General features: G+C 65.8%; 25 protein-coding genes and 1 riboswitch. Of the genes, 16 read left to right on the top strand and 9 right to left on the bottom strand.

The window, feature by feature from the left end; all coding sequences use genetic code 11:
• The first annotated feature begins 169 nt into the window (after positions 1-169).
• Positions 170-544, top strand: a complete 375-nt coding sequence (locus tag RIA72_RS00510; protein WP_350030399.1) for a helix-turn-helix domain-containing protein — start codon at positions 170-172, stop codon at positions 542-544.
• A complete protein-coding gene (locus tag RIA72_RS00505) occupies positions 537-1124 on the top strand; it encodes an ImmA/IrrE family metallo-endopeptidase (RefSeq protein ID WP_350030398.1) in 588 nt (195 codons plus the stop codon). The genes RIA72_RS00510 and RIA72_RS00505 overlap by 8 nt, the downstream gene beginning before the upstream one ends.
• A 319-nt stretch (positions 1125-1443) precedes the next feature.
• Here the strand turns inward: RIA72_RS00505 and thiC are convergent, their stop codons facing one another.
• Positions 1444-3333 (bottom strand): phosphomethylpyrimidine synthase ThiC, encoded by a 1890-nt coding sequence (thiC, locus tag RIA72_RS00500; protein WP_350030397.1) that lies wholly within the window; start codon positions 3331-3333, stop codon positions 1444-1446.
• A 43-nt stretch (positions 3334-3376) separates the two neighbouring features.
• Positions 3377-3487, bottom strand: a riboswitch (TPP riboswitch).
• Between the two features lie 79 nt (positions 3488-3566).
• Here thiC and RIA72_RS00495 point away from each other — a divergent pair.
• The 3 genes from RIA72_RS00495 to RIA72_RS00485 all read left to right on the top strand — a co-directional run bounded on the left by RIA72_RS00495 (position 3567) and on the right by RIA72_RS00485 (position 5202).
• Positions 3567-4007, top strand: a complete 441-nt coding sequence (locus RIA72_RS00495) for a DUF6265 family protein (RefSeq protein WP_350030396.1) — start codon at positions 3567-3569, stop codon at positions 4005-4007.
• Positions 4008-4022: 15 nt separating this feature from the next.
• Complete coding sequence (locus RIA72_RS00490; RefSeq protein ID WP_350030395.1) at positions 4023-4718, top strand: helix-turn-helix transcriptional regulator; 696 nt, start codon at positions 4023-4025, stop codon at positions 4716-4718.
• Positions 4719-4791: 73 nt separating this feature from the next.
• Positions 4792-5202: a GFA family protein gene (locus RIA72_RS00485; RefSeq protein WP_350030394.1), complete on the top strand. Its 411-nt coding sequence runs from the start codon at positions 4792-4794 to the stop codon at positions 5200-5202.
• A gap of 111 nt (positions 5203-5313) precedes the next feature.
• On the opposite strand, the gene RIA72_RS00480 is transcribed toward RIA72_RS00485, so the two are convergent.
• The 4 genes from RIA72_RS00480 to RIA72_RS00465 form a co-directional block, all read right to left on the bottom strand.
• Positions 5314-5769, bottom strand: coding sequence for a Dps family protein (locus RIA72_RS00480; RefSeq protein WP_350030393.1), 456 nt, complete (start codon positions 5767-5769; stop codon positions 5314-5316).
• Positions 5770-5883: 114 nt separating this feature from the next.
• Positions 5884-6441: a hypothetical protein gene (locus RIA72_RS00475; protein ID WP_350030392.1), complete on the bottom strand. Its 558-nt coding sequence runs from the start codon at positions 6439-6441 to the stop codon at positions 5884-5886.
• A gap of 59 nt (positions 6442-6500) precedes the next feature.
• Entirely contained in the window at positions 6501-6830 is a 330-nt protein-coding gene (locus tag RIA72_RS00470) for a hypothetical protein (protein ID WP_350030391.1), read from the bottom strand.
• A gap of 54 nt (positions 6831-6884) precedes the next feature.
• Entirely contained in the window at positions 6885-7529 is a 645-nt protein-coding gene (locus RIA72_RS00465) for a GGDEF domain-containing protein (RefSeq protein WP_350030390.1), read from the bottom strand.
• Between the two features lie 206 nt (positions 7530-7735).
• Here RIA72_RS00465 and purE point away from each other — a divergent pair, with 206 nt between their 5' ends.
• The 8 genes from purE (at position 7736) to RIA72_RS00425 (ending at position 15988) form a co-directional block, all read left to right on the top strand.
• Complete coding sequence (gene purE / locus RIA72_RS00460) at positions 7736-8245, top strand: 5-(carboxyamino)imidazole ribonucleotide mutase (protein ID WP_350030389.1); 510 nt, start codon at positions 7736-7738, stop codon at positions 8243-8245.
• A 9-nt stretch (positions 8246-8254) separates the two neighbouring features.
• Complete coding sequence (locus RIA72_RS00455) at positions 8255-9340, top strand: 5-(carboxyamino)imidazole ribonucleotide synthase (protein ID WP_350030388.1); 1086 nt, start codon at positions 8255-8257, stop codon at positions 9338-9340.
• Positions 9337-9828 carry a dihydrofolate reductase gene (locus tag RIA72_RS00450; RefSeq protein WP_350030387.1) on the top strand — a complete coding sequence of 164 codons (492 nt, stop codon included), beginning with the start codon at positions 9337-9339 and terminating at the stop codon, positions 9826-9828. Before RIA72_RS00455 ends, RIA72_RS00450 begins: the two co-directional genes overlap by 4 nt.
• Before the next feature lie 4 nt (positions 9829-9832).
• Entirely contained in the window at positions 9833-11026 is a 1194-nt protein-coding gene (locus RIA72_RS00445) for a dipeptidase (RefSeq protein WP_350030386.1), read from the top strand.
• Positions 11023-11952, top strand: a complete 930-nt coding sequence (locus RIA72_RS00440; RefSeq protein WP_350030385.1) for a bifunctional riboflavin kinase/FAD synthetase — start codon at positions 11023-11025, stop codon at positions 11950-11952. Before RIA72_RS00445 ends, RIA72_RS00440 begins: the two co-directional genes overlap by 4 nt.
• 140 nt (positions 11953-12092) lie before the next feature.
• Positions 12093-15026 (top strand): isoleucine--tRNA ligase, encoded by a 2934-nt coding sequence (ileS, locus tag RIA72_RS00435; RefSeq protein WP_350030384.1) that lies wholly within the window; start codon positions 12093-12095, stop codon positions 15024-15026.
• A complete protein-coding gene (lspA, locus tag RIA72_RS00430) occupies positions 15023-15544 on the top strand; it encodes a signal peptidase II (RefSeq protein ID WP_350030383.1) in 522 nt (173 codons plus the stop codon). Before ileS ends, lspA begins: the two co-directional genes overlap by 4 nt.
• 24 nt (positions 15545-15568) lie before the next feature.
• Positions 15569-15988 (top strand): DUF3035 domain-containing protein, encoded by a 420-nt coding sequence (locus RIA72_RS00425; protein WP_350030382.1) that lies wholly within the window; start codon positions 15569-15571, stop codon positions 15986-15988.
• A 191-nt stretch (positions 15989-16179) separates the two neighbouring features.
• Here the strand turns inward: RIA72_RS00425 and RIA72_RS00420 are convergent, their stop codons facing one another.
• A complete protein-coding gene (locus RIA72_RS00420; protein ID WP_350030381.1) occupies positions 16180-16530 on the bottom strand; it encodes a winged helix-turn-helix transcriptional regulator in 351 nt (116 codons plus the stop codon).
• A 79-nt stretch (positions 16531-16609) separates the two neighbouring features.
• Between RIA72_RS00420 and RIA72_RS00415 the strand changes: the two genes are divergently transcribed.
• Positions 16610-17044: a PaaI family thioesterase gene (locus RIA72_RS00415; RefSeq protein ID WP_350030380.1), complete on the top strand. Its 435-nt coding sequence runs from the start codon at positions 16610-16612 to the stop codon at positions 17042-17044.
• Positions 17045-17061: 17 nt separating this feature from the next.
• Here RIA72_RS00415 and RIA72_RS00410 read toward each other — a convergent pair whose 3' ends face one another.
• Genes RIA72_RS00410 through RIA72_RS00400 form a run of 3 tightly spaced genes read right to left on the bottom strand, consistent with a single transcriptional unit; the run spans position 17062 to position 20139 of the window.
• The gene (locus RIA72_RS00410) at positions 17062-17925 is read right to left on the bottom strand and encodes a restriction endonuclease (RefSeq protein ID WP_350030379.1); all 864 of its coding nucleotides are present in this window, start codon (positions 17923-17925) and stop codon (positions 17062-17064) included.
• Positions 17925-19853, bottom strand: coding sequence for a 1-deoxy-D-xylulose-5-phosphate synthase (dxs, locus tag RIA72_RS00405; protein ID WP_350030378.1), 1929 nt, complete (start codon positions 19851-19853; stop codon positions 17925-17927). The genes RIA72_RS00410 and dxs overlap by 1 nt, the downstream gene beginning before the upstream one ends.
• Positions 19854-19899: 46 nt before the next feature.
• Entirely contained in the window at positions 19900-20139 is a 240-nt protein-coding gene (locus tag RIA72_RS00400) for a hypothetical protein (RefSeq protein WP_350030377.1), read from the bottom strand.
• Positions 20140-20321: 182 nt separating this feature from the next.
• On the opposite strand from RIA72_RS00400, the gene RIA72_RS00395 reads away from it, so the two are divergent.
• Both RIA72_RS00395 and smc read left to right on the top strand, forming a co-directional pair.
• A complete protein-coding gene (locus tag RIA72_RS00395) occupies positions 20322-21332 on the top strand; it encodes a MipA/OmpV family protein (RefSeq protein ID WP_350030375.1) in 1011 nt (336 codons plus the stop codon).
• A 173-nt stretch (positions 21333-21505) separates the two neighbouring features.
• On the top strand, positions 21506-24949 hold the full coding sequence (smc, locus tag RIA72_RS00390; protein WP_350030374.1) for a chromosome segregation protein SMC: 3444 nt from the start codon (positions 21506-21508) through the stop codon (positions 24947-24949).
• The last annotated feature ends 8 nt before the right edge of the window (positions 24950-24957 follow it).

Here is a 24957-nt window from a genome sequence, read left to right as displayed (position 1 = left end):
ATCGGAACCGAGCAAACGGGCATGGCTATGCCCGTTTGAGCTGCGCGGGCAGCGTCTTTTCGACCCAATAAGGCGTCAGTCGTTGACATTTGCCAATCGGCAAACTATTTACTGATTAGCAAAGCGAATTGGTCGCCGCTTTGTGGATCGTAGACCATAGGAGGCTAGCATGACACCCTTTGGGAAAATGCTCCGGAAAGAGCGCAAAGAACGGGGGATGACCTTGGCGGACATGGCCGCTGGTCTGGGAATCAGTTCCCCGTATCTGAGCCAGCTCGAAACGGGCACGAAGCCGATCAAAGGCACGTTTGTTGCCAAAGTTGTCGAGTTTTTCGAGTTTAATCAAACCGACGCGGCTGCACTGCAGCGCGCGGCAGCACACTCAGTTCCAGCGAGTGCAGACAGCGTAACGATTGACCTTACGCCGGACTTGTCGAAACGGGATCGTGAATTGGCATCCAATTTTGCGATGAGTTTCAATAGGTTGAAGCCTGAAACGCGCGAGAAAATTCGCCGCATGCTGAAGGACGCCGCAAATGGATGACAAATTTGGGAGCGTCCAACGACGCAGCCGAAAGCAGATTGCGGACTTGGCGAATGCAGTTCGGCGAGAATTGGGGATGGAAGCGGGAGAGCGCATCGCGATGCAGCCCGTGATTGAGTTCGCTTTGGAGGACATGATCGACGGCGCTTATTTCCGGGTTGTCGACGACCACAAACTGGCTGGTGCCGAAGCCAAAACGGATTGGCACCAGCCGGTTATCACCTTCTCCGCGAGTACGTACGCGAAGCTGAAGAGGGGGGACCCTAGGTCGCGCATGACGGCTGCTCACGAGTTGGGCCACCTGCTGATGCACACACAGCGGCCTGTTTATTATTACCGGACAAAGTCGCGAAACGTGGAATTTGACCCGGAATGGCAGGCTGACGAGTTTGCGGCCGCCCTCTTGATGCCAGAACGAGCGTTTCGGTCGATGAAAACGGTTAAACAAGCGATGAAAGGATTCGGAGTAAGTCGATGTGCTGCCATGAGGCGAGCCCGCTTGCTTCGCATTAGAATCAGGGACGACAAGCTATTGCCATCCCCAAGAAAAAAGGGGCGCAACATTCGTCACGCCCCTTAGAAAAGCCCTGATCAGAACGCAGCCCCTGAAAAGGGTGAGCTATCCCGAACCGGACCGTTAGCACAGCGCGAATACGCGCAATCGGTAAAGGAAGCAACAACGTCGGGCTGCCAGTAGGAGATTCGTTGTGAATCCCACTACACCGCCGCCCGGCAAGCGGGCGATCTATGTGAAGTGGATTACCCGCAACGGACGCCGAGTTTATGCGAGCCAATATGGTTTGCAGGCGTTCCGCATTTGGGTGTCCGAGTAACAATTTGCGTCTTATAAACGCATAGCAGGCAGGCCGCGTTCCTTCTGGAACGCGGCCTGTCATGACTCAATCATGCTCCCTGCCATCAGCGCCCATATACAGCTCGCGCCCGGTTTCCTCATAAACCTCGCTCATTTTCGCCATGCCCTTTTCGGCCTCTTCGGCGGCGATGAAGGTGGCGCTGTCCTGATTTTGCAGCTTGGCGAACTCGCGGACTTCCTGGCTGATCTTCATCGAGCAGAATTTCGGGCCGCACATGCTGCAGAAATGCGCGGTCTTGGCGCCTTCGGCGGGGAGGGTCTGGTCGTGGTATTGCTCCGCCGTGTCGGGGTCGAGTGACAGGTTGAACTGGTCGCGCCAGCGGAATTCGAAGCGCGCTTTTGAGAGCGCGTCGTCGCGGACCTTGGCGGCGGGGTGGCCCTTGGCGAGGTCGGCGGCGTGGGCGGCGAGCTTGTAGGTGACGACGCCGACCTTCACATCGTCGCGGTCGGGGAGGCCGAGATGCTCCTTGGGCGTGACGTAGCAAAGCATCGCGGTGCCATACCAGCCGATCATCGCGGCCCCGATGCCGCTGGTGATATGGTCGTAGCCCGGCGCGATGTCGGTGGTGAGCGGCCCGAGCGTGTAGAAGGGCGCCTCGCCGCACGCTTCCAATTGCTTGTCCATATTCTCCTTGATCTTGTGCATGGGCACGTGCCCCGGCCCCTCGATCATCACCTGCACATCTTGGTCCCACGCGCGCTTGGTGAGCTCGCCCAGCGTGTAAAGCTCGGCGAACTGCGCTTCGTCGTTCGCGTCGGCGATGCTGCCGGGGCGGAGGCCGTCGCCCAAGGAATAGGCGATGTCATAGGCCTTCATGATCTCGGTAATCTCGTCGAAGCGTTCGTAGAGGAAGCTTTCCTTGTGATGCGCGAGGCACCATTTCGCCATGATGCTGCCGCCGCGGCTGACGATGCCGGTGACGCGCTTGGCGGCGAGCGGCACGTAGGGCAGGCGGACGCCGGCGTGGATGGTGAAATAGTCGACGCCCTGCTCGGCCTGTTCGATCAACGTGTCGCGGAAGATTTCCCACGTCAGCTCTTCGGCGATGCCGCCGACCTTTTCGAGCGCCTGATAGATGGGGACGGTGCCGATGGGGACGGGCGAGTTGCGCAGGATCCATTCGCGCGTGTCGTGGATGTTGCGCCCGGTGCTGAGGTCCATGACGGTGTCGGCGCCCCAGCGGATCGACCAGACCATCTTGTCGACTTCGCTCGCGACGTCGGATGCGACCGCGCTGTTGCCGATATTGGCGTTGATCTTGACGAGGAAATTGCGGCCGATCGCCATCGGCTCGCTTTCGGGGTGGTTGATATTGTTGGGGATGATCGCGCGGCCGCGCGCCACTTCGTCGCGGACAAATTCGGGGGTGACATAATCGGGGATGGAGGCGCCCCAGTCCTGCCCGTCGCGGACATATTCGGCGAGGCGTTCGCGGCCGAGATTTTCGCGGGTCGCGACATATTCCATCTCGGGCGTGATGATGCCGCGGCGGGCATAGTGCATCTGGCTGACATTCTGCCCCGGCTTTGCGCGCAGCACCGTCTTGCGGACATTGGGGAAGGCGGGGACGCCGCCCGAACGGTCGGGACCGAGCTGGCCGTTATCCTCCGGGCGCACCTCGCGCTGCGTCACTTCCTCGACATCGCCGCGCGCGCGGATCCAGGGGGCGCGGAGTTCGGGGAGGCCCTGCGCGATGTCGATGGTCGCGTTGGGGTCGGTATAAGGCCCGCTCGTGTCATAGACGCGAACCGACGGCTCGCCGCTACCGGGCGCGAGGTCGATTTCGCGCATCGCGACGCGGATGCCGCTGCCGGTGGGCGAGGCGACATGGACCTTGCGGCTGCCGCGAATGGGGCCGGTGGTGACGCCGATCGCGCCGAGTTTAGCTTCAATGCGGGAATCGACGTCGGCCATGTGCTCTCGCTCCAGTTATCCGGAGCGAGAATGGGGATTCCGCGTGTGGAATACCGACCCTCCCTCCGCCGGTATTACCCGGATCAGGTTCAACGGGTCGCGGGTTGTTCCGCTCTCAACCTGTTTCTGCACACAGGCTCCCCGGGGATGACCGGCTTATAGGCGGCGGGCGATGCGCTGTCCATGGCGATGGCGATGGCGGCGTGATAAGGCGCGGAGGAAGGGAGAGAGTCATGCGAATGATCGCGGCGCTTTTATCGCTCGTGCTGGTGGCGGCGGACCCGGCGGCGCGCGTCGACGATCTCGGCTGGCTCGCGGGCGAGTGGGTGCAGGAAGGTGACGGACGCTGGACCGAGGAAAGCTGGACGGCGCCGCGCGGCGGGGTGATGCTGGGGCATAGCCGGTCGGGGCGCGGCGATGTGCTGCGCGAATATGAGTTCATCCGTATCGCGGCGGACGCGGAGGGCGCGATTTCCTATATCGCGATCCCGGAGGGCGGGGCGCCGGTGGCGTTCGCGCTGGTGCGGCACGAGGGGGCGAGCGCAACCTTCGAGAATGGCGCGCATGATTATCCGCAGCGTATCGCATATGTGCGCGACGGCGACACGCTGACCGCGACGATCTCGGCAATCGACGGGTCGAAACCGCGCCGCTGGACCTATCGGCGCCGCTGACGGATCAAGGCTATCATGGCGGACAAGACCGGGCGGCTTTTCGCGATCATCGACACGCTGCGCCGCCACCGTCGGCCGGTGACGGCCGAGGCGCTGGCGGAGGAACAGGGCGTGTCGGTGCGCACGCTTTATCGCGACATGCAGGCGCTGATCGCGCTTGGCGCGCCGGTCGAGGGCGAGGCGGGGGTCGGCTATGTGCTGCGGCCAGGGTTCTTCCTGCCGCCGCTGATGTTCACCGCCGAGGAGCTGGAAGCGCTGGTCCTGGGCGCGCGCTGGGTCGAGGGGCGGCAGGAAGGGACGCTGTCGCGCGCCGCGGCGCAGGCGCTCGCCAAGATCGCGGCGGCGAGCCCCGATGAATTGAAACAGCGGATCGACGAGGCGGGGCTGTGGCCGGTGAACAGCCGCTGGCGCGAAACCAACGCGCCCCTGCTGGCAACGGTGCGCGAGGCCATGCGCGCGGAAAGGACGCTGCACATCGACTATGCCGACGAGAGCGGCAGGACGACGACGCGCGCGATCTGGCCTGCGGCGCTCGCCTATTTCGAGGATCGGCAGATTGTCGCGGCCTGGTGTCTGCTGCGGCAGGATTTCCGCAGTTTCCGTATCGACCGTATCGCCGCGGCGCGAATCGGCGACGAAGGGTTCGGGCGGCGGCGCGCGGTGCTGATGGCCGACTGGTGGCGGCACAACCAATATGACGCGGGCTGCTGACATCATCAGTCAGGGGAGCCGGGCTATCCATTCGGGGTGAAGGGCGCCGGTGCCGGCGCCGCCAGACCGGAGAATGACGATGCTCAACACCTATCATGGTTCGTGCCACTGCGGCGCGGTGAAGTTCGAAGCCGACCTCGACCTCGACGCCGGGACCGGCAAATGCAACTGCTCGATCTGTACCAAGAAGCGCGGCTGGACCGCGCAGATCAAGCCCGACGCCTTTCGCCTGCTCAGCGATCCGGCGGCGTTGGCGGACTATCAGTTCGGGTCGAACAGCGCACACCATCTGTTTTGCAAGACATGTGGGGTGGCTCCCTTTGGTCGTGGCTATGTCGAGGAGATCGGCGGGGCTTATGTTTCGGTCGCAATCGCGTGCCTCGACGACCTGACCCACGCCGAGATGGCGGCGCTGCCCGTCACTTACATGGACGGTGCGGGAAACAACTGGTGGAACCCGCCCGAAGTGACGGCGCATATGTGACGAGCGCGACGTTGGTATTGGGGTGGGGAGCCGACGCCGACTTAACCGTCATCCCGGCTTTCGCCGGGATGACGGTAGTGGAACAACTGCGACCGTCGCCCGCACGGAGCGTCAATACCCCAGCGTCGCTTCGAGGAACCAGATGCGCTGCTGCGTCTCGTCGGCCCAGCCGTCGACCAGTCCGCTCGTTGCGATGTCGCCCTCGGCCTCGGCGGCGGTTTTGACGTCCTTGAGCTGGTCGAGCAGCCGCTTGTTGTCGGCGGCGAGATTGCCGATCATCGTGTCGGCATCGACGCCGCTCGCGTCATCGTCGGCGATCGACGTGCGACGACCGATTTCGCCGATCGACCGCAGCGTCGCGGCGCCATTCTTGCGCACGCGCTCGGCGATCAGGTCGGTGGTCGCGAAAATCTGCGCCGCCTGCTCGTCGAACAGCAGATGGAGTTCGCGAAAGCGCGGCCCTTGGACGTGCCAATGGTAATTTTTGGTCTTGAGATAGAGGGCGAAGCTGTCGGCGAGCAGCGCGTTGAGCGCGTCGACGACGGCGGGCGTGTTTTTGTCGGACATGGGAAAATCCTTTCTGTTGTCCGATCCATATAGCCATGGTGCGGCCGATTTTCCCATTGAAGCTTTGGGACAGTTTTATCGATAAAAACGATGAAACCTGGAAGAGTAGGCGGATCAGCCGATCAATCCAAACGCGCCGAGCGCGGTGCGGATACCCCATAGGGCGAGAATCGCCGCCGCCAGCCAGCGCAGGTTGCGCGCCGCGCGCCGCTCGGCGAGGGCGGGGCCAAAGGCGAGGAAGGGCAGCATAGCCAGAATCCAGCCGACAAAGCCGCCGACCGCCGCCCATTGCCCGGCACCGCTTGTCGCCGCGAGCGCGCCGATCAAGAAATGGCTGCGATCGCCGAATTGCGCCGCAAGCAATCGTGCGGCGAGCGCAGGCGGCGCGTCATGAGCGCCGGTCGCTGCATCGGTGCCGGGCGGGACACGCCAGAGCAGCGCAGCGGCGGCCGACAGCATCGCGAGCGCGACGAGCAGCGCCGCGACGCCTTGCCCGATCAAGCGGTTCGCGGCGGCGCCGGCGATCGCCGCGACGCTGGCATTGGCAAGGAAGGCGCCGAAGGCGATGCCGACGATGATCCGCCGATCACTGCGCGCGCCGACGAGGCGCGACAGGGCGATTCCGCTCCGCCCGTCGGCATTGGCGAGCAACACCGCCACCAGTGCGAACATGATTGCATCCATGACTGTGCGATGTGCGGCGTCGGCCGCCGGGCGTCAATGGCCCAGGATCACGACCCCAGCCGCGTCGCGACCGACGCCAGCCATGCTTCGTGCATCGGGGCGGGCAGGGGACCGCGCGGCGCCTGCGCTGCGTCACTCATCGCATCGAGATAGGTGAGGATCGCAGCGCGGTAGCCGCCGCCCGCGACCGCCGATTCGAGCTGGCTGGCCAGCGTTTCGACTGCGGCAAAACCATTGTCGCGCGCAAGGCAGCGGATGTCGTCGACCCCCTGCACGATCTGCGCGAGCGCACAGTGCGGCAGCGCTTCGGCGAGTGCGCCGATCTGCCGCGTGATCCGGTTCTGGATATCGAGATATGGGTCGGTCTGGGTCTGCATCGTCGTTCCCCTATGGTCCATCGGGGAGGATGCGCGCTTATGGTTAACGCCGGGTTAGCGATGCCCCGCGGGCGCGCCCATCGTCTGTTTGCATTTGTACATGTCGCGGTCGGCGGCGGCCAGAATGTCCGATTCGGTCATTCCCGTCTGGAGCATCGCGACGCCGAAACAGGCCGAAAGCGGGATTTCGTGCCCGTCATAATGCGCCGGTGCCGCGGCGAGAACACCGTCAAGCCGTGCGACCTGCGCGCGCGCGCCTTCCTCGCTCGACTGGTCGAGGATCAGCCCGAATTCGTCGCCGCCGATGCGCGCGGCGACGTCGGTGGCGCGGATCGAACCCGCAAGCCGCTTGGCAATTTCCATGAGCGCAAAGTCGCCCGCGGCGTGGCCGAAATTGTCGTTGATATATTTGAGCTGATTGACGTCGACGAACACGACCGCCGCGCGCTCGGCGTGACGCTCGAACCGCGCGATGCGGTGATGGATGGCGGTCAGGAAGTAGCGGCGGTTGAACAGCGGGGTCAGCGTGTCGCGTTCGGAGACGCGCTCAAGCTCCGCGACCGCGATCTTCAATACGCGGTTTTCGCGGCGCAGCGCGTCGCGTTCGCGGCGTATTTCCCGCAGCTGGTCTTCGATGGAGTCAACGGAAACGGCGGCAAACTGGTCTGCCGCGATCCGTGCCCCCCCTACGCTGTCCATGCCTTGTCCCCGGCGCGCCCTGATGTCCGCCGGCGGGATGCCGACGAACATGATGCCCCAATCCTAGCCGCGACTTGATACCAATCGGTAAACGCGGCGGCAGGCTTTGCTAAATTGGCGGCGTTGCCCGCGCGCAACCTTGCCGCTAGGGGGAGGGCGGCGGCGATTCACCGATGGACCGGCCGCTCGCACGAGGAGGGATCGCGATGGGCGACAGCGCGCCGCAGGGCGAGGTAAGCGTGGGCGTCATCATGGGCAGCCAGTCCGACTGGCCGACGATGGCGCACGCCGTCCAGATCCTCGAAGAGTTCGGTATCGCGCACGAGGTGCAGATCGTCTCCGCGCACCGCACCCCCGACCGCCTCGTCGCCTATGCCAAGGAGGCGGCGGCGCGCGGGCTGAAAGCCATTATCGCGGGCGCGGGCGGCGCGGCGCATCTGCCCGGCATGGTCGCGTCGATGACGCGCGTTCCGGTGCTTGGCGTGCCCGTCCAGTCGGCGGCCCTGTCGGGCGTCGACAGCCTCTATTCGATCGTCCAGATGCCGGGCGGCGTCCCCGTCGCGACCTTTGCAATCGGCAAGGCGGGCGCGACCAACGCGGGGCTGTTCGCCGCGGCGCTGCTGGCGAACGACGATGCCGCGCTCGTCGGCAAGCTCGAAGCGTGGCGCGAGGCGCAGACCGCCAGCGTCGCCCCGGCCCCCGTGCGCGAAGGCTAGGGCCCCACCTTGCTGGCTCCCGGTTCGACGATCGGCATTTTGGGCGGCGGCCAGCTCGGCCGGATGCTCGGCCTTGCCGCGGCGCAGCTCGGCTACAAGGTCCATGTCTATGCTCCCGACGCCGAAAGCGTCGCGGCCGAAGTCACCGCGCACCACAGCCGCGCGGCGTGGGACGACGAACCGCGCCTCGCCGCCTTTGCCGCGGCGTGCGATGTCGTCACCTATGAGTTTGAAAATGTTCCCGTCGACACCGTGCGTTTCCTGTCGGGGCATGTCGCCGTGCGCCCCGGCGGCGCGGTGCTGGAAATTGCGCAGGACCGGCTGGCGGAGAAAAATTTTGTCGCGGACCTCGGCGGCCGCCCGGCGCCCTTTGCCGCGGTACCCGACCGCGCCGCGCTCGATGCCGCGCTCGAACGGGTCGGTGCCCCCGCGATCCTGAAGACCGTGCGCATGGGTTATGACGGCAAGGGCCAGGCGCGGCTGGCAACGGCGGCCGACGCCGACGCAGCGTGGGAGGCGATCGGCCGCCACGCCGCGGTGCTCGAAGGCTTTGTGACCTTTGCCCACGAATTTTCGGTGATACTCGTGCGCGGCATCGACGGCGAAATCCGTTTCTGGGATTCGCCCGTCAACGTCCATGAGGGCGGCATTCTTGCGACCTCGAGCCTGCCACCGCCGCAAATCGTCCTCGACCAGCAGGACGCGGCACGCGCGCTGATGGCGACGATCGCCGCCGAGCTCGATTATATCGGCGTGCTCACGGGCGAGTTTTTCGCGACCGACGATGGCCCGGTCTTCAATGAAATGGCGCCGCGCGTCCACAACAGCGGCCACTGGACGATCGAGGGCGCGGCCGCGAGCCAGTTCGAAAACCATATCCGCGCCGTTGCCGGATTGCCGTTCGGCAGCACCGCGACCCGCGCACTGCCTGTCACGATGCGCAATTTGATCGGCGCCGGGATCGGCGACGTCCCCGCGCTGCTCGCCGACGAAAACTGCCACGTCCATCATTATGGCAAGACCGAGGTGCGCGACGGCCGCAAGCTTGGCCATGCCACATGGGCAGGCTTTGCCCCCGGAGACGCCCCCGCATGAACCGACCGGAGATTACGCTGATCCTTGCCCGCGCGGCCAATGGCGTGATCGGCGCGGGCGGCAAGATGCCCTGGCACCTGCCCGCCGACCTCCGCCGGTTCAAGCAGCTCACCATGGGCCGCCCGATGATCATGGGGCGCAAGACGTTCGACAGCCTGCCCGCGGTGCTCGAAGGGCGGCGGCATATCGTCCTCACCCGCGACGCCGACTGGCAGGATGAGGGCGCCGAGCCGGTGGCGACGGTCGATGACGCGCTGAAGCTTGCCAATGCGCCGCATGTGATGGTGATCGGCGGCGCCGAAATCTATCGCCTGTTCCTGCCGATGGCCGACCGGATCGAGCTCACCGAAGTGGCGATCGAGCCCAGGGGCGATGCGGTGATCGACTATCCGGCGGCGGCCGATTGGCGCGAGCTGGCGCGCGAGGACCATGCGGCGGACGAGGCGGGGCGCCCGGCGTACAGCTTTGTCACGCTGGTCAGGAGATGATGCGATGCGCCGCTGGCTGATCGCGCTGTTGATCGTCGTCGCGCTCGGCGCAGCGGCGTTCTTCACGCTCGCGCCGGGGATGATCGAGCGCGACCTCAACCGCATCGACGGCAAGCCGCTGCCCGCGGTTTCGGAGCGAGCGCAGGCGCTGCACAAGACGCTGACGATTGTGGATCTGCACAGCGACAGCCTGCTCTGGAGTCGCGATTTCCTCGACCGCGCCGACCGCGGCCATATGGACCTGCCGCGGCTCGAAGCCGGCCATGTTGCTTTGCAAGTGCTGGCGAGCACGACCAAGTCGCCCAAGGGGCAGAATTACGACGCCAACAGCGGTGACACCGACAATATCACCGGGCTCGTGATCGCGCAGCTCCAGCCGGTGCGGACGTGGAACTCGCTGCTCGAACGCTCGCTCTGGCACGCCGAAAAGCTGCACCGCGCGGCCGCCGCGTCGAACGGCGCGCTGAAGGCGGTGGCGACCGCCGCCGACCTCGACGCGCTGCTCGCGACGCGGCGCGCCGCGCCGCGTGCCACCGGCGCGATGCTCAGCGTCGAGGGGCTGCACAATCTGGAAGGCGACATCACCAATCTGGACAGGCTCTACGCCGCAGGCTTCCGCATGGCGGGGCTCACCCATTTTTTCGACAATGAACTGGCGGGGTCGATGCACGGGCTCAAAAAGGGCGGGCTGACCCCGCTCGGGCGGCAGGTGGTCGAAACGATGGAGGCGAAGGGCATGATTGTCGACATCGCGCATTGCTCGGCGGCGTGCGTCGCCGATATTCTGAAAATGGCGCGCCGTCCCGTCGTTTCCAGCCACGGCGGGGTGCAGGCGACGTGCAAGGTCAACCGCAACCTCAGCGACGAACAGATCCGCGGGGTCGCCGCGACCGGGGGTCTCATCGGCATCGGATATTGGGACGCCGCCGTCTGCGACACCTCGCCCGCCAGCATCGCGAAAGCGATGAAGCATGTCCGCGACCTTGTCGGCATCGACCATGTCGCGCTCGGCAGCGATTATGACGGCGCCACGACCGTGCGTTTCGACACGTCGAAGCTGGTGCAGATGACGCAGGCGCTGATCGATGCGGGGTTCAGCGACGACGAAATCCGCGCCGCGATGGGCGGCAATGCGATCCGCGTGCTGAAAGCGGGGGTGGTGCCCCTGACGCCGCCCTTGTCGATTTCGGCGCCATGATCCGCCTCGACGGCCACCAGCGTATCGAGGCGCGCTTGCGTGGCGGGGTGATTGCGCTCGGCAATTTCGACGGCTTTCACGCCGGGCATCAGGCGGTCGTCGGGCGCGCGGTGCGCCATGCGAAGGATGAAGGCCGCCCCGCGATCGTTGCGACCTTCGACCCGCATCCGGTGCGCTTTTTCAAACCCGACGTTCCGCCGTTCCGCCTCACCACGCTCGACCAACGGCAGGAATTGTTCGCCGCCGCGGGCGCCGATGCGATGCTTGTCCTGCCGTTCGACGCCGCGCTCGCCGCGACGACGGCGGAGGCGTTCATCACCGGGCTTTTGCTCGACCGCTTCGGCGCGAAAGGGGTCGTGACCGGCGCCGACTTCGTCTTTGGCAAGGGGCGCGGGGGCAATGTCGTGACGCTCGCCGATCATGCCCGCCGCCTTGGCTTCTTCACCGAAATGGTCGCGCCGGTCGACGATGCCGCGGAGGTGATCTCGTCGAGCCGCATTCGCGAAGCGCTCCAGGCGGGCGACTGCGCCGCTGCGGCGCGCCTGCTCACGCGGCCGTTCACAGTGCGCGGGGTTGTCCAGCACGGCGACAAGAACGGCCGCCTGCTGGGCTTTCCGACCGCCAATATCGACATGGGCAATTATCTGCGCCCGCGTTACGGTATCTATGCCGTCACCGGGCGGCTTCCCGACGGCCGCGTGCTGAAGGGCGCGGCGAACCTTGGCATCCGGCCGAGCTTCGATCCGCCGAAGGAATTGCTCGAACCGCATTTCTTCGATTTCGAGGGCGATCTTTACGGGCAGGAAATCGACGTTGCTTTCCACGCCTTTATCCGGCCCGAGGCAAAATATGACGGCATGGATGCGCTGATGGCGCAGATTGCGGCTGATTGCGACACGGCGAAGGCAATGTTGAGCCACCTATAAATCCGTTCGTGTCGAGCGAAGTCGAGACACCCTGCAGCCGTACCCGACCGATAGGCATCTCGACTTCGCTCGATGCGAACGGGATTGGGGGTGATCGGGAGGTTTGCTCGCGCGCAATTCTGCGCTAAGCGCCGCGCACCATGACCGACACGCCCGCAACCGAGCAGCGCGATTACCGCGACACCGTCTTCCTGCCCAAGACCGACTTTCCGATGAAAGCCGGCCTGCCGCAGAAGGAGCCGGCGATTCTGGCCAAATGGGTCGAGGGCAATCTGGAGGGGCAGATTCGCGACAGCCGCCAGGGCCGCGAACAGTTCATCCTCCACGACGGTCCGCCCTATGCCAATGGTGACATGCATATCGGCCATGCGCTCAACCATATCCTCAAAGACATGGTCGTTCGCACCCAGACGCTTAAAGGGCGGGACGCGCCTTACGTCCCCGGCTGGGACTGTCACGGCCTGCCGATCGAGTGGAAGGTCGAGGAGCAGTATCGCAAGAAAAAGCTGAACAAGGACGAGGTTCCGGTCGAGGAGTTTCGCGCCGAATGCCGCGCCTATGCGCAGCATTGGGTCGACGTCCAGCGCGAGCAGCTGAAGCGGCTCGGCATCGGCGGCGACTGGGATCATCCGTATCTGACGATGGATTATGCGGCCGAGGCAACGATCGTCCGCGAGCTGCTGAAATTTGCGGAGAGCGGCCAGCTCTATCGCGGTGCCAAGCCGGTGATGTGGTCGCCGGTCGAAAAAACCGCGCTCGCCGAGGCCGAGGTCGAATATGAGGACATCGTTTCGACCCAGATCGACGTGGCGTTCGAGATTGTGGAAAGCCCGATCAAGGAGCTGGTCGGCGCCTATGCGGTGATCTGGACGACGACCCCGTGGACGATCCCGGTCAACCAGGCTTTGGCTTATGGGCCGGAACTCAGCTATGATTTGGTCGAGCTAAACGGGAAGAAGTATCTCGTCGCCTTTGGTTGCCAAGCTGCCTCGATGAAGCGTTGGGGCTATGAACCGACGTCGGGTGATGGCCGTCTGGCAGGCACCTACAGTGGCGCGCAACTCGCCGGCACCATCGCGCGCCATCCCATGCACCATCTCGGCGGCTTCTACGCGCGCCCGCGTCCTTTCCTCGCGGGTGATTTCGTTACCACCGACAGCGGCACCGGGCTTGTCCATATGGCGCCCGATCATGGCGAGGATGATTTCGAGCTGTGCAAGGCGCACGGGCTCGAACCGCAGTTCGCGGTGATGGCCGACGGGCGCTATCGCGACGATTGGGGCTGGCTCGGCGGCGACGACGAGCGCCGCATGTCGGTGATCAACCCCAGGTTCAACGCGCACGACGGTCCGATCTGTTCGGACCTGCGCGAAGCCGGCGCGCTGCTCGCCGCCTCGGCCGATTACAAGCACAGCTATCCGCACAGCTGGCGCTCGAAAGCGAAGATCATCTTTCGCTGCACCCCGCAATGGTTCGTGCCGATGGACAAGATCGTCGACCGCGACACGCCGCGCTGCGCCGACGAAGCCCAGATCCGCGCGCGCCAAGGCGAGGGCGAAACGCTGCGCGAAACCGCGATGCGCGCCATCGCCGACACGCGCTTCGTCCCCGCCAAGGGCCGCAACCGCATCGGATCGATGGTCGAGGGGCGCCCCGACTGGGTGCTGTCGCGCCAGCGCGCGTGGGGGGTGCCGATCACGCTCTTCGTCCACCGCCAGACCGGCCAATATCTCGTCGACGCCGAGGTCAACGCGCGCATCGTCGCCGCGGTGAAGGCGGGCGGCGTCGACGCGTGGAGCGACGCGCGCGCGCAGGAATATCTGGGCGACGCGTATGACGCCGCCGATTACGAACGCATCACCGACATTCTCGACGTCTGGTTCGATTCGGGCTGCACCCACGCCTTCGTGCTCGAAAGCGGCAAATGGCCCGCGCTTGTCCGCCGCGACGGCGGCACGCACAGCGCCGACCTCTACCTCGAAGGCAGCGACCAACATCGCGGCTGGTTCCAGTCGTCGCTGCTCGAAAGCTGCGGCACGCGCGGCCGCGCGCCGTACAAGGCGGTGCTGACGCACGGCTTCACCATGGACGCCAAGGGCATGAAAATGTCGAAGTCGCTGGGCAATACGATCAGCCCCATCGACCTGATGCGCGACTATGGCGCCGACATCCTGCGCCTGTGGGCGCTGTCGGTCGACTTCACCGAGGATCACCGCATCGGCAAGGAAATCCTCGCCGGGGTCGCCGACCAGTATCGCAAGCTCAGGAACACCTTCCGCTACCTGCTCGGCGCGCTCGACGGGTTCAGCGAAGAGGAGCGCGTCACCGACGTCGCGGCGATGCCCGAACTCGAACGCTATATGCTGTCGTTGCTCGCCGACCTTGACGCGAAGCTCGCGCGTGCGGTCGACGATTTCGACTATAACAGCTACACGCGCCTGCTCGCCGATTTCTGCAACGAGGATCTGTCGGCCTTTTATTTCGATATCCGCAAGGATGTTCTCTATTGCGATATCGGCCCCGCCGCCCCGCTCGGCACCGACACGCGCCGCGCGTATCGCAGCGTGCTCGACATATTGTTCCACGCGCTCGTGCGTTACGCGGCGCCGGTGCTGGTGTTCACCAGCGAAGAGGTGTGGGGGACGCGCTATCCGCAAGCGGGCAGCGTGCATCTGCTGGAGTGGCCGGAGCTTCCAGCACTCCCGGAAGCGGACGGCGGCCATAGAGACATTGCTGGCCGTAACAATATCGAACGGAAGTGGGATCGTATCCGCAGCGCTCGCACGAGGGTCACCGAAGCGATCGAGCCGCTGAGACGCGAGAAGGCCATTCGCTCCAGCCTTGAGGCCGAAGTTCTCATGGGCAGCGGCTTCGTTGCACCCGAGGACGGCAGTAATGATGAACTCGCCGAGATCTTCATCTCGGCCAGGGTGCAACTTAAACTGGGCCACGATGGGATCACCATAGCGCCAACGAAGGACCACAAATGCGGCCGCTGTTGGCGCCACCTGCCCGAAGTGACCGCCGACGGCGCCTTGTGCAATCGCTGCGAGACGGTATTGGGGGCAGGATGAGCAGCGCCCGTTCCCCCTATCTGCGCTTTGGCCTGATTTTCGCCGCCATCGCTTTCATCCTCGACCAGATCACCAAATGGGTGATCGCCGTTCCGCTATCGCTCGAACGCAAGGGACTGATAGAACTCACCTCCTTCTTCGACCTGCGCTGGGCCGAAAATTGCGGCATTTCGCTGTCGATGTTCGCAAGCTGCACCGACACGACACGCTGGACGCTGGTGGCGGTGACGGGGATCGTCGCCGGCGCAGTGGCGTTCTGGATGACGCGCGAACAGGCGAAGGGCGACGTGATCGCGCTCGCGATGATCCTCGGCGGCGCGCTCGGCAATATCGTCGACCGCGTGCGCTTTGGTTATGTCGTCGATTTCGCCGATCTGCACATCGGCGAATTTCGCCCCTTCATGATCTTTAACGTCGCCGATGCGTGCATCACGCTCGGCGTGCTTTTGCTGGTTGCACGCGCGCTGCTCTTGGGCGAAAAGGCCCCGTCGGCGGCCGAGCGGGTCGCCAAAGAGTAACGGGGCGCATTGGGAGTTATTGACGTGAACCGGACCACCGCCATCCTGGCAGCCTCGATTGTCGCCACCACCCTGTCGGCCTGCGGGTCGAACAGCCTGTTCAGCCGCGACCGCCCCGACGAAATGGTGGTGTCGCGTCAGGCGCCGCTCGTCGTGCCGCCCGATTTCGCGCTGACCCCGCCCGCGCCGGGCACCGCGCGCCCCGGCGGCGAATCGACCGCCGAACAGACGCTGCGCGCGCTTTTCGGCGGACCGTCGGCGCGCAGCCCCGGCGAGACGCAGATCATCGGCAGTGCCGACGGCGCGCGCGCCGACCCCGGCATCCGCAGCCAGGTCGGCAGTCCCGACACGCAGGTCGTCGACAAGGGCCTCGTCGTCCGTGACATCCTGGCCGCCCCCCAGGGCGACGGCCGCGACGCGTCGGCGTCGATCCCGGGCGCCTGAGCGCTTCGCACTTTTCCATCGCGACAGGGTTGACCGTCCCCGACGCCGATCGCGGCATGGGGTGGGGAGCAGGCGGTTCGTTCAACCGTCGCCCCCGCGAAGGCGGGGGCCGCTAGCCGCCTATTCCTGCCTTGCTGCGTAAACAGACAGCTTCGCGGGGGGCGACGGTTGACTTCGGCCGAAATCGCGCCTCAGTTCATCATGTCGCTGCCCGGTATCGCTTCCGCCCCGCGCGGCAGCCATTCATCGCCCCACGCCTTGATCGCGTCATAGGCCGGGCGCAGCGCCTCTCCGGCGTCAGTCAGGCGGTAGACCGCGCGCTTGCCGTCCGGCGGCACGCGCTCGATCACCCCCGCTGCGATCATCCAGCCGAGCCGCGAGGTCAGCGCGGCGCGCGATATGTCGAGCCGACCCAGAAAATCGTCGAACCGCTCGATCCCCAGAAACGCTTCGCGCAGGATCAGCAGCACCCAGCGGTCGCCGAGCAGCCGCGACGCGCGGCCGACGGCGCAGGGCGACCGCGAGGGGGTATAGTTCTTCATAAGTCTGGATTTAAGACTTGACGCTGCCTCGGCGCAAGCGGCTATAAGTCTGAATTGCAGACTTATGAAGGCTCGCCTCATGCGCGGACACCGATTTGCCAATAATGATGAAGCCGTCGCCTATATGAAAAGCGTCGCGGTCGACGCGTCGGGTTTTACCGCCTTTCTTGGCGTCGAGCCGATCCGCTGCTTCGACGGCGAGGCCGAGTTGCTGCTGGCGCTGCGCCCCGACATGACCCAGCATCACGGCTTTGCGCATGGCGCGATCGTCGGGCTGATGGCGGACAATGCCTGCGCCTGGGCGGCGTCGAGCGTGATCGGCGACGTCGTCACCGGCAGCTATACGATCAACTTCCTTGCGCCTGCGAAGGGCAGCCATTTGCGCGCGCGCGGCAGCGTGGTCAAGGCAGGCAAAAGGCAGGCGATTGTCCGCGCCGACGTCTGGGCCGAAGGGGGCGGCGAAGAACCGCGCCGCTGCGCCATCGCGCAGGCGACGATCGTTCCGGTAGGATAGCCTAAGGTCTGCGACGACTAAATTTGTTCGAACCAAGCGGGATGCACTTCGACCTCTTCAACCAGCCTGGTCGATACGCCCAACTGAAGCTCTTTCAGTTTTTCGCAAAGTGCTACCCCGTCGATGAGGTCGATCGGGGGTGCCCCGTCCCGGGTCGCTTCTCGCCTCGCGTCAGGGGAAAAGGTGCCCGTTGTAATGATCAGCCCCTTGTCTGTTCGCCCCATCATAGCGCCGCGAAAGTCGCGCACGGCGCCCGCGCCGACCGACCCCTGATACCGTTTGCATTGAAAAAGGACGTGAAATGACATCAGGCTAAGTTGTAATATCCCTGTGCCATCAATACCGCCATCGCCCGACCGACCCGTCACTTCGACTTTGACGAAACCGGATTCTCGCAGAAGCCGCTGAGAAAGGCGCTCAAATGCCGAAGGCTGCATGACCTTCAAAACCGCAAGCAATCGGTCCTTCCAATCCTCAGGTTCATCATCGGATGTCGGATCAGCATCGACCTTCTTGGCGATGTGCCTCTTGTGGTCCTGAGCTCGGAGATCGCCGATCCGCTTCGCCAGATCTTCTAATGTGGCTTCCTCGCCCGCTTCGGTCAAACTCCAGACACCTCTTGCGCTGTTTTCGACGTACTCGCACCGACGCAAAGCGGTGCGAGCCCATGCAAGCCGATATTCGAGTTCCGTCCGCCCAGAGTCGCCATGCGGAATCGCCGCAACATGGTCTGGTACCTCGTATAGTTCGATCAACTTTGCGAGATGTTCCGATATCGAGCCAGAGCCACCCAGCTCTCGCAAAGCGACCAACGCCGGCCAATTGAGTTCGTCGTATGTTGGAACTCTCCCGGTGAAGGGCTGCATCATACCGGATTTCATCAGGCCCGCGCGCCCGCTTCCTCGACGCCCGCGCTGTTGTGGCGCAGCGCTTTCAGCACAGTGTCGACGATCTGCGGCGCGTTGAGGCCCGCGGCGTCATATTGCAGTTCGGGCTTGTCGTGGTCCTGAAAGACGTCGGGCAGGCGCATCGTGCGGAGTTTCAGCCCCGCGTCGATCAGCCCCTCGTCGCTTGCGAGCGTCAGGACATGCGCGCCGAGTCCGCCGATACTGCCTTCCTCGATCGTCACGCACACATCGTGGCTGGCGAGCGTCTTGCGGATCAGTGCCTCGTCGAGCGGTTTCGCGAAGCGCAGGTCGATCACGCTCGTCGAAAGCCCGCGCGCCTCCAGCGTATCGGCGGCTTTCAGCGCTTCGGCAAGGCGTGTGCCGAGCGAGAAGATCGCGACGGTCTTGCCCTGCCGCACGACGCGGCCCTTGCCGATCGCGAGCTTCTCGGGAACCTCGGGCAGCGCCACGCCCGTGCCGCCCCCGCGCGGATAGCGAAAGGCGATCGGGCCGTCGTCATATTCGGCGGCGGTATAGGTCATATGAACCAGCTCGGCCTCGTCGGCCGCGGCCATCACCACCATATTGGGCAGCGTGGCCAGATAGGTGATGTCGAACGAACCCGCATGGGTTGAACCGTCGGCACCGACCAGTCCCGCGCGGTCGATCGCAAAGCGCACCGGCAGATTCTGGATCGCGACGTCGTGCACGACCTGATCATAGGCGCGTTGGAGGAAGGTCGAATAGATGGCGGCGAACGGCCGCATCCCCTGCGCCGCAAGCCCGGCGGCAAAGGTCACGGCATGTTGTTCGGCGATGCCGACGTCGAAGCTGCGGTCGGGGTGCGCTTTGGCAAATTTATCGACCCCGGTGCCCGACGGCATGGCGGCGGTGATCGCGACGATGCGTTTGTCGGTTTCGGCGAGCTTCGCCAGCGTTTCGCCAAAGACATTCTGATAGGCGGGCGGGCCCGGCGGCGCCTTGGCCTGTTCGCCGGTGATCACGTCGAATTTCTGGACGCCGTGATATTTGTCGGCCGCAGCCTCGGCGGGGGCGTAGCCCTTGCCCTTTTTTGTCACCGCATGGATCAGCACCGGGCCATGTTCGCTGTCGCGGACATTTTCGAGCACGGGGATCAGATGATCGAGATTATGCCCGTCGATCGGCCCGACATAATAAAAGCCGAGTTCTTCAAATAGCGTGCCGCCCATCGCGATGCCGCGCGCATATTCGTCGGTTTTCTTCGCCGCCTTGTGCAGCGGTTCCGGCAGCTTGCGCGCGAAACGCCGGGCGATTTCGCGCAGCTCAAGGAAGGGCCGCGACGATACGAGCTTGGCGAGATAGGCCGACAGCCCTCCCACCGGCGGCGCAATCGACATGTCGTTGTCGTTGAGGATCACGATCAGCCGGTTGCCTGCCTGCTTGGCATTGTTCATTGCCTCATAGGCCATGCCCGCCGACATCGACCCGTCGCCGATCACCGCGATCGCGCGGCCGGGCTCGTTCTTCAGCTTGTTCGCGATGGCAAAGCCGAGCGCGGCGCTGATCGAAGTCGAACTGTGCGCGGCGCCGAACGGGTCATATTCGCTCTCGCTGCGTTTGGTGAAGCCCGAAAGCCCGCCGCCCTGCCTGAGCGTGCGGATGCGGTCGCGGCGCCCGGTGATGATCTTGTGCGGATAGCATTGGTGGCCGACGTCCCAGACGATCTTGTCGCGCGGCGTATCGAACACATAATGGAGCGCGGTCGTCAGCTCGACGACGCCGAGTCCCGAACCCAGGTGCCCGCCCGTCGTGCCGACCGCCGAAATCATCTCGGCGCGCAGTTCGTCGGCGAACTGGCGGAGGTCTTCGGGCTTGAGCTTGCGGAGGTCGGCGGGGACATCCACCGTGTCGAGCAGCGGCGTATGCGGACGGTCGGTCATCGCGCCGTCATACTGGCATGCCGAGGGAGTGTCGAACGAAAAGGGTTCACTCGTCCTCTCGACCGGCCTCCCGCTCGCGCCGTTTTGCCGCATCGAGCTGGGCATAAAGCCCGCGCACCATCAGGTCGGTGAACACCAGCATCACGCCGATCATCCCGACGAGCAACGCGACGGCGGCGACGGGAAAAGGCCCGATACTCGCGATCGCTCCGCGCCGCATCGCGATCACGAGCAGCGCCGCGGCCGCCATCAGCGCATAGCCCGCAAGGCGCGGAATGCGGCTCATGCGCGCGGCTCGCGCGGGGAACCAAGGGCGGCAGCGAAGCGTAGGGCCGCGATGATGGATGGCAGGTGCATGAAAGACGCATGAAAGCAAAATCGTATCGCCGCAAGACGAAGTCGTTGCAAAGCGGCGCGCTTTACTTACACCGTTGGAAAGAGGGGCAAGACCATAGGATTGATCGACATATGTGTACGCCCCGTCCGACGCACCCCTTCGCCCTTGCGCGCCTGCTGCCGCTGACGGTGGCGGCGGCGTTCGCCGCCTCTGCAGCCGCCGAAGAGATAGCGCCGCCCGATGCGGGACGTTCTGCCACGATGCTCGCCCCGATGGGCAGCGGCGACGACGATGCACCGCGCTACCTTCAGAACAACGAGATCGACGAAAATATCCTGTTGCCCGCCGCGCGGCCCGACGATGACGATCCCGAACGCAAATGGTCGCGCGACTATTTCGCGGTCGCCGCGGGGGTGCTCAGCACGCCCGAATATAATGGCGCCGACGAACAGCGCATCCTGCCCGCCTTTTATTTGCGCGGCCGCCTCAGCGGCTATTCCTTCTCGACGCGCGGGACCAATTTCCAGGTCGACCTGATCCGCCAGCGGCGGGGACAAAAGACCGATTTCAAGTTCGGCCCGATCATCAGCCTGCGCAGCGACCGCACCGGCAAGATCGACGACCCGCAGGTCGCGGCGCTTGGCAAGCGCAAGCTGGCGATCGAAACCGGAGTGTTCGCGGGTGTGTCGCACACCGGCGTCATCACCAGCGCCTATGACCAGATCGCGCTGCGCGTCGTCGCGCTCAAGGATGTTTCGGGTCGCCACGGCAGCTGGGCCGCCTCGCCGACGATCGATTATGGCACGCCGCTGTCGAAGCGCGTCTATGTCGGCGTGTCGGCTTCGGTCAATTTCTACGGCAAGGGGTTCGGCCGCTATTATTACGACATCGACCCTGCGGGCAGCGTGGCGAGCGGGCTGCCTGTTTATGACGGTGCAGGCAGAAAGGCGGGCGCGGGCAAATATACGCTGGGGATCGCCGGCGCCTATGCGCTGTCGGGCGATCTGCGCAAGGGCTTCGTCCTGCTCGGCGGGGCGCAATATGGCCGCCTTGGCAAACGCTTCGCGCGCTCGCCGATCGTCGCCGACGTCGGCGACGCCGATCAGTGGCTGTTCGGCGGCGGGCTGGCGTACCAGTTCTGACGCCGGTTCGGCGACACGTCGGCCCCGATCGCATCGTCATCGCGGCGAAGGCTGCGATGATCCGATGAGAAGCCTTGCACACCCCCACGCCGCGCGGCATGACGGCTTCATGGGGGATATGTGACGACAAGGTTGCACCAGCTCCGATTCGACGATTTGCGCGGGACCATCCCGTGCAGATAAAGCGGCTGCGCCTCACCGGTTTCAAATCTTTCGTCGAACCCACCGAATTGCGCATCGAACCAGGGCTGACCGGCGTTGTCGGCCCCAATGGCTGCGGCAAGTCGAACCTTTTGGAAGCGATCCGCTGGGTGATGGGCGAATCGTCGCCCAAATCGATGCGCGGCGGCGGGATGGAGGATGTGATCTTCGCGGGCACCTCGTCGCGCCCCGCGCGCGACTTTGCCGAGGTTGCGCTCCATTGCGATACCGAAGGCGCGCTGGTTGCAGGGCTTGCCGATGAGCGCGACGGCCACGAACTCGAGATTATCCGCCGCATCGAACGCGGCGCAGGCAGCGCCTATCGCGCCAACGGCCGCGATGTGCGCGCAAAGGACGTCGCGCTGATCTTTGCCGATGCCGCGACCGGCGCGCACAGTCCCGCGCTCGTCAGCCAGGGCAAGATTGCGAACGTCATCGCCGCCAAGCCGACCGACCGCCGCGCGATGCTGGAGGAAGCGGCGGGCATCGCGGGCCTCCACGTTCGCCGCAAGGACGCCGAGCAGAAACTGCGCGCGACCGAGACCAATCTGACGCGCCTCTCCGAAATCGTCGCCGATATGGAGGTGCGCGCCAATGCGCTGCGTCGGCAGGCGCGCGCGGCGGAAAAATACAAGACGCTGTCGGACGAGATTCGCGTCGCCGAGGGGCGGCTGATCTACGCGCGCTGGCGTGACGCCGCCGAAGCCGCCGATCAGGCGCGCCGCGACGCCGATGCCGCCGAGGCGGCGGTGAAGGCGGCACAGGACGAACTCGAAACCGTTTCGCAAGCGCAAATCGAGGTTGCGACCCGCGTAGCGACGGCGCGCGCCGACGCGCAGGCACAGCGCGATGCGCTGGCCGAAGCGACCGCGACACAGGTGCGCCTGCAGGGGGAGGAGCGTGCGGCGCGCCAGCGGCTCGACGATCTGGCGGCGCAACAGCGGCGGATCGAGGCCGACCGCGCGCACGAAGGCGAACTCGCGCGCGAGGCACATGGCGCGCTGACCGCGCTCGACGCCGAGACGAAGTCGCTGGCGCAGGAGATCGCCGGACACGATGCGGCCAAGGCGGCGCTCACCGACGCCAGCCTCGCGGCGCAGGCGCGGCTGCGCGATGCCGAGGTCGCGCTCGCGCAGACGCGCGCCAAGGCTGCGAGCGAGGCGGCCGACCGGCGCATTGCCTTGTCGGCGCGCGACAGCGCGGAGGCCGCCGTGCGCCGCATTACAGAGGACAAGGCGCGCGTCGATGCCGAGGTGGCCGCGCTCGGCGATCGCGCCGCGCTCGCCGCGACCCATGCGGCCAGCGTGAACGCCGCCGAGGCCGCTGAAGCCGCAATTGCCGCGGCCGAAAAGACGCTGCAAGAGGCCGAGGCCGACCGCGAAGCGACCGCCGCCGACCTTGCCGCGGCCGAGGCGGGACTCGCCGAAGCGCGGGCCGCCCTGGCCGCGCTCGAAGGCGAAGCGGCGACGCTCGAACGCGCGCTCGCCGCGGCGCGCAGCGACACGAACCGCATTCTCGACCAGATCCGCGTCGCGGAGGGCTATGAAGCCGCGCTGGCCGCTGCGCTCGGCGACGATCTCGACGCCGGGACCGACCGTGACGCCGCGCGCAGCTGGGGCGGCGCCGAACCGGCAAAGGGCGATCCCGCGCTGCCCGCGGGGACGAAGCGGCTCGCCGACCATGTCAAGGCCCCCGCCGCGCTCGCGCGCCGGCTCGCGCAGGTCGCAGTCGCCGAAGCCGACACCGGCCAGCCGCTTGCGGTGGGCCAGCGTCTTGTCACGACCGGCGGCCTGATGCGGCGCTGGGACGGTTTTGTCACGCGCGGCGACGGTGCTACCGCGACCGAGCGGCTGCAACGCCAGAACCGGCTCGACGCGCTCGCGGCGCAGCGACCACAGGTCGAACTCGGCGTGCAGGAACTGCGCGACCGCCGCGACGCCGCCGCCGCCAGAGCTGCCGAGCTCGCCGAAGCCGCCGCGGCGGCGCGCAAGGGTCTTGCGCACGCGGACGAGGCGCGCCGCACCGCGCTGCGCGCCGCCGACCAGGCACAGGCTGCGCTCGACCGGCACCGCGATGCCGCCGCGTTGTTCGATCGCCGTCTCGCCGAACTCGCCGAGGCCGGAAGGGACGCCGCCGCGACGCTCGCCGCGGAGGAGGCCGCGCTTGCCGCGCTCCCCGACGAGCGGCTGGCCCGCGCCGCGCTCGACGCCGAGGAGGCCGCCGCCGAGCGCGCGCGCACCGACGCGGGCACGGCGCGCGACGCGGTTGCGGCGCACGAACGCACGCTCGCCGCCTTGAGCGAACGGCAGGCGGTCGTGAGCGCCGAGATCAAGAGCTGGAAGGCGCGTGCGGGCGAGGCCGCGCGCCGCGTGACCGAGATGGACAAGCGCGCCGAGGCGCTCGCCGCCGAAGCCGCGAAGCTCGCCGACGCGCCCGCAAAACTTGCCGAGCAGCGCCTTGCCGCCGAGGCCGAACAGGCGGCGCTGCGTGAAAAGGTCGCCGCCGCCGAAGCGCAGGAGCGCGCGGCCGAAGCCGCGCTGCGGGAAGCCGAGACCGCCCTCAATGCCATCCGCGAGCGCGTGGCCGCCGCGCGTGAAACGCGCGCGGGCGCGGTCGCCCGCTCCGAAAATGCCGAGCTCCGCCGCATCGAGATGGGCCGCCTGTCGGGCGAGCGCTTCGAATGCCCGCCGCCGCTGCTTCCGCAAAAGGCCGGGTTTGAAAGCGCCAGCGTCGGCGACGCCAATGCCGAATCGGCGCAGCACGACCGGCTGATTGCCGACCGCGAGCGGCTGGGGCCGGTCAACCTCGTCGCCGCCGACGAACTGGTCGAACTCGACAGCGAGCGCGCGAAGAACGCCGCCGAGATCGAGGAACTGACGCAGGCGGTGAATCGGCTACGCGGGTCGATCGGTAGCCTCAATCGCGAAGGGCGCGCACGGCTGCTCGCGGCGTTCGAGGCGGTGAACAGCCATTTTCAGCGCCTTTTCACGACGCTGTTCAACGGCGGGCAGGCGCATCTGGAACTCGTCGATTCGGACGATCCGCTGGAGGCAGGGCTTGAAATCATGGCGCAGCCGCCGGGCAAGCGTCTCGGCACGCTCACCCTGCTTTCGGGCGGCGAGCAGGCGCTTACCGCCGTCGCGCTGATCTTTGGCCTCTTCCTCACCAATCCCGCGCCGATCTGCGTGCTCGACGAGGTCGACGCACCGCTCGACGATGCGAATATCGAACGCTTCTGCGACCTGCTCGACCGCATGGCGCGCGAGACGAACACGCGCTACCTGATCGTCACCCACAATGCGGTGACGATGGCCCGAATGCACCGCCTGTTCGGCGTGACGATGATCGAGCGCGGCGTCAGCCGCCTCGTCTCGGTCGACCTTGGCGGCGCAGAGGAACTGCTCGCGGCGGAGTAGTCTGGGGA

It is taken from the genome of Sphingopyxis sp., assembly GCF_040216815.1.
Classification (GTDB): domain Bacteria; phylum Pseudomonadota; class Alphaproteobacteria; order Sphingomonadales; family Sphingomonadaceae; genus Sphingopyxis.
Note: the sequence above shows the minus strand (reverse complement) of the source record. Positions and strands in the feature narration are given on the sequence as shown.

What these genes read in the sequence shown, in the direction of transcription:
- RIA72_RS00465 (WP_350030390.1), bottom strand. Translation starts at nt 7,529, where the DNA reads ATGGACAGCGTAGGGGGGGCACGGATCGCGGCAGACCAGTTTGCCGCC.
- RIA72_RS00510 (WP_350030399.1), top strand. Translation starts at nt 170, where the DNA reads ATGACACCCTTTGGGAAAATGCTCCGGAAAGAGCGCAAAGAACGGGGG.
- RIA72_RS00415 (WP_350030380.1), top strand. Translation starts at nt 16,610, where the DNA reads ATGCGCGGACACCGATTTGCCAATAATGATGAAGCCGTCGCCTATATG.
- RIA72_RS00395 (WP_350030375.1), top strand. Translation starts at nt 20,322, where the DNA reads ATGTGTACGCCCCGTCCGACGCACCCCTTCGCCCTTGCGCGCCTGCTG.
- RIA72_RS00400 (WP_350030377.1), bottom strand. Translation starts at nt 20,139, where the DNA reads ATGAGCCGCATTCCGCGCCTTGCGGGCTATGCGCTGATGGCGGCCGCG.
- RIA72_RS00505 (WP_350030398.1), top strand. Translation starts at nt 537, where the DNA reads ATGGATGACAAATTTGGGAGCGTCCAACGACGCAGCCGAAAGCAGATT.
- RIA72_RS00450 (WP_350030387.1), top strand. Translation starts at nt 9,337, where the DNA reads ATGAACCGACCGGAGATTACGCTGATCCTTGCCCGCGCGGCCAATGGC.
- RIA72_RS00495 (WP_350030396.1), top strand. Translation starts at nt 3,567, where the DNA reads ATGCGAATGATCGCGGCGCTTTTATCGCTCGTGCTGGTGGCGGCGGAC.
- RIA72_RS00410 (WP_350030379.1), bottom strand. Translation starts at nt 17,925, where the DNA reads ATGAAATCCGGTATGATGCAGCCCTTCACCGGGAGAGTTCCAACATAC.
- ileS (WP_350030384.1), top strand. Translation starts at nt 12,093, where the DNA reads ATGACCGACACGCCCGCAACCGAGCAGCGCGATTACCGCGACACCGTC.
- purE (WP_350030389.1), top strand. Translation starts at nt 7,736, where the DNA reads ATGGGCGACAGCGCGCCGCAGGGCGAGGTAAGCGTGGGCGTCATCATG.
- RIA72_RS00490 (WP_350030395.1), top strand. Translation starts at nt 4,023, where the DNA reads ATGGCGGACAAGACCGGGCGGCTTTTCGCGATCATCGACACGCTGCGC.
- RIA72_RS00445 (WP_350030386.1), top strand. Translation starts at nt 9,833, where the DNA reads ATGCGCCGCTGGCTGATCGCGCTGTTGATCGTCGTCGCGCTCGGCGCA.
- RIA72_RS00480 (WP_350030393.1), bottom strand. Translation starts at nt 5,769, where the DNA reads ATGTCCGACAAAAACACGCCCGCCGTCGTCGACGCGCTCAACGCGCTG.
- RIA72_RS00470 (WP_350030391.1), bottom strand. Translation starts at nt 6,830, where the DNA reads ATGCAGACCCAGACCGACCCATATCTCGATATCCAGAACCGGATCACG.
- RIA72_RS00440 (WP_350030385.1), top strand. Translation starts at nt 11,023, where the DNA reads ATGATCCGCCTCGACGGCCACCAGCGTATCGAGGCGCGCTTGCGTGGC.
- lspA (WP_350030383.1), top strand. Translation starts at nt 15,023, where the DNA reads ATGAGCAGCGCCCGTTCCCCCTATCTGCGCTTTGGCCTGATTTTCGCC.
- RIA72_RS00485 (WP_350030394.1), top strand. Translation starts at nt 4,792, where the DNA reads ATGACGATGCTCAACACCTATCATGGTTCGTGCCACTGCGGCGCGGTG.
- dxs (WP_350030378.1), bottom strand. Translation starts at nt 19,853, where the DNA reads ATGACCGACCGTCCGCATACGCCGCTGCTCGACACGGTGGATGTCCCC.
- RIA72_RS00420 (WP_350030381.1), bottom strand. Translation starts at nt 16,530, where the DNA reads ATGAAGAACTATACCCCCTCGCGGTCGCCCTGCGCCGTCGGCCGCGCG.
- thiC (WP_350030397.1), bottom strand. Translation starts at nt 3,333, where the DNA reads ATGGCCGACGTCGATTCCCGCATTGAAGCTAAACTCGGCGCGATCGGC.
- RIA72_RS00475 (WP_350030392.1), bottom strand. Translation starts at nt 6,441, where the DNA reads ATGTTCGCACTGGTGGCGGTGTTGCTCGCCAATGCCGACGGGCGGAGC.